Source organism: Pseudomonas sichuanensis (genome assembly GCF_003231305.1).
GTDB classification, from domain to species: Bacteria; Pseudomonadota; Gammaproteobacteria; order Pseudomonadales; family Pseudomonadaceae; genus Aquipseudomonas; species Aquipseudomonas sichuanensis.
This window is the reverse complement of record NZ_QKVM01000127.1, coordinates 1-1,287: the sequence shown is the minus strand read 5'-3', so window position 1 is coordinate 1,287 and position 1,287 is coordinate 1. Positions and strand designations below refer to the sequence as shown.

Annotated in this window: 1 protein-coding gene; it reads right to left on the bottom strand. The window is 61.8% G+C overall.

The features are described from left to right. On the bottom strand, window positions 1-1,287 hold a 1,287-nt coding region (locus tag DM373_RS28375; protein ID WP_208642839.1), incomplete at both ends, for an RHS repeat-associated core domain-containing protein.

Genomic DNA, 1,287 nt, shown 5'->3' with positions numbered 1-1,287 from the left:
CGCATAACAGGCGCGTTATTCACATAGCTATAGACGTTCATCCCACCCTGCATCCCAATCGGGTCCCTGGACACATACCGCGCCATTTTCGGCTCGTAATAACGATAGCGGTTGTAGTTCAGCGCCGTTTCCGGGTCCTGGTACTGCCCCTGGAAGCGAATCGGGTTGCTCACCCCCTGCAATCTAGCTCGCTCCGTGCGTTCCTCGCGCACTTCCCCCCACGCCGTGTAATGCGCACTCCAGACTACGTTCCCCTGCACATCGGTGAGCTCTTGTGGCGTGCCCAGATGATCGCAGTGGTACCAGGCCATGGCATCGAAGGCCTGCGGTTTGACCTCGGTGTGCCACAGCGGGTCTTGGTCGAAATCGTATTCGCGCAGGCTCCAGTCTGGCTGCTTGTGCAGGCGGATCGGGCCGTTGCGCAGGGCCTGGGCGACCGGTACAAAACTGCCGGGCTCGTAAAGGTAATGTACGGTGCGGCCAGTGTCGCCCTCATCCCGTGGTGGAGAGCTTTCCCAGGCCAGGGTGTCGCCATCCCAGCCGAACAAGGTGAAGCCGCAGCCGAGATCACGCTGGCGCTTGGCGCGTTGCAACTGGTTCCAGCCAGTACCGGCTTCGGGGCGGTCCCAGAAGTGCGCCACCGAATGCTTATGCAGGCGTCGGCCCAGAGCGTCGTAGCTGTAGTCGACCTTGAGCTGGTCGTCGTTATAACGCACCAGCCGGTTGAACAGGTCCCAGGTGAAATGCGCCTGGACACCGTCGGCCAACCGATGGGTCAGGTTGCCGCGTTCGTCGTAGCGGTAATGGCTGCCGGCATAGGTGCGCAGCAGGTTGTCCATCAACTTCTTGTGCCTGGCGTCCTCTTCAAGCGGGCGGTTGAGTTGCTGGGTTTCATCCAGCAGGTTGCCCGCTGGGTCGAAGGTAAAGGTTTCGGCGCCCAGTCGGCTGTTGGCCTGCAGCAGGCGCCCAAGGGGATCGTATTGATACGCCAGCTGGCCACGACGGCTGTCATGGATGCCCGTCAATTGCCCGGCCGGGTCGTAGTGGTATTGCCGTTTGATCAGCACCGACTTGCCGTCGTGACTGCCTAGCCATTGCTCCTCAGGCCGTCCGGTCACGCTCCAGCGCTGTGTGTGCATCAGGTGGTTGCCTTGATGGCGCGTGATTTCGCGGTGCAGGTCATCGCGCTCGTAGGCGAGCATCTCGTGCTGATCGAGGGTCATCCCCAGCAGATGGCCGCTGCCGTAGGTCAGCCAGCTGACCTTGTGCCCGTCGGGGCGGATGGTT